Below are 1,289 nucleotides of genomic sequence, written 5' to 3'. Positions count from 1 at the left end.
CCGCATGGCCGGTCCCCGGTAACGCGACCACCCGGAAGTAGAGCCCGAGTTGCTTCGTCGGTTGTCAGTTGATCCCGCACTCCACCGGATGGTGGGTGTGGGTGCAGGCCGCAGCGTACTCGGCCGGCGTCCGGTAGCCCAGCGCTGAATGCCGGTGCCGCAGGTTGTGGTCGGTCTTGAAGTCCCCGATGACCACGCGGGCCTCGAGCAGGGAGGTCCAGTGGTTGCGGTTGAGGCATTCGGCGCGTAGCCGACGGTTGAACGATTCGATGTAGCCGTTGTTCCAGGGCGTGCCGGGCGGGATGTAGGTAATCCCGATCCGGTTGGCGCAAAAGCTCTGTAGCACTCCGGAAATCATTTCTGGTCCGTTGTCACATCGCAGAACCTTCGGGACACCCCGAACCGCGAACACCCGGGCGAGTTCGGCGACCAGCTTCTCGCCGGTGATGGAGCGTTCCACCAGATGCAGCAGTGACTCCCGGGTGTGTTCATCGACCATCGACGCGATCTTCACCGTCCGACCGTCGACGGTGGAGTCGAACTGGAAATCCAACGCCCACACCGTCCTTGGTGCATCCGCGGCGACCGCCGGCACCGACGACGACCCGACACGTTTGCGCCGGTGATGCGCCCTCACCTGCAGGCCCTCCTGCTTCCACAACCGGTGCACCCGTTTGCGGTTGACCCGATGTCCCTCGTCGAACCGCAACGCCGCCCACGCCCGACGAAACCCGTGACAGGGGTTCTTTCGGGCGTATTCGCGCAGCCAGGCTCTCGCGCCCGCGTCCGGATCGCCGGGGGTCTGGTCGAGTGGCAGCCGCCGGAATGTGGACCGATGGACCCCGACGACCTTGCAGGCGAACCGCTCCGACATGCCCTTGACCTGCAAGAGCATGCCCACCGCTCGCCGCTTGGCCGCCGGGCCTAGAAGTTTCCCCGAGCGATCTCCCGCAACGCATCTTTCTCCAGCTCGGCATCGGCCAGCAGCCGCTTGAGCCGGGCGTTCTGTTCCCGCAGTTCCTTGAGCTCTTTGGCGGCATCGGTGTCCATCCCGCCGTATTGGCGCCGCCAGTTATACAAGGTGGCCGCGGAGATCCCCAGGTCAGCGGCGATCTCCTCGCCTGAAGCGCCTGCGGCGGCCAACTTGTCGGCACGGCGCAGCTTCCGCACGATCTCTTCGGCGGAGTGCCGTTTCCGTCCAGCCATGGTTCTCAGTGTCCCTTCCGGCCCCTCACCAGGGCCAACAGGACTGTAAATCCGGGCGGTCGCATTCACCGGGGACAGGCCAC

Annotated in this window: 1 protein-coding gene; it reads right to left on the bottom strand. The window is 65.6% G+C overall.

All coding sequences use genetic code 11. The features are described from left to right. Nucleotides 1–64 precede the first annotated feature (64 nt). Nucleotides 65–1,206 (bottom strand): IS3 family transposase gene (locus NF4_RS35995; RefSeq protein ID WP_157120810.1). Its coding sequence is split into 2 segments (ribosomal slippage): nt 65–939 and nt 939–1,206, totalling 1,143 coding nucleotides; the frame shifts between segments, so codons are not numbered across the junction. Nucleotides 1,207–1,289 lie beyond the last annotated feature (83 nt).

Source organism: Nocardia fusca NBRC 14340, assembly GCF_001618425.1.
Taxonomy (GTDB): domain Bacteria; phylum Actinomycetota; class Actinomycetes; order Mycobacteriales; family Mycobacteriaceae; genus Nocardia; species Nocardia fusca.
Note: the sequence above shows the minus strand (reverse complement) of the source record. Positions and strands in the feature narration are given on the sequence as shown.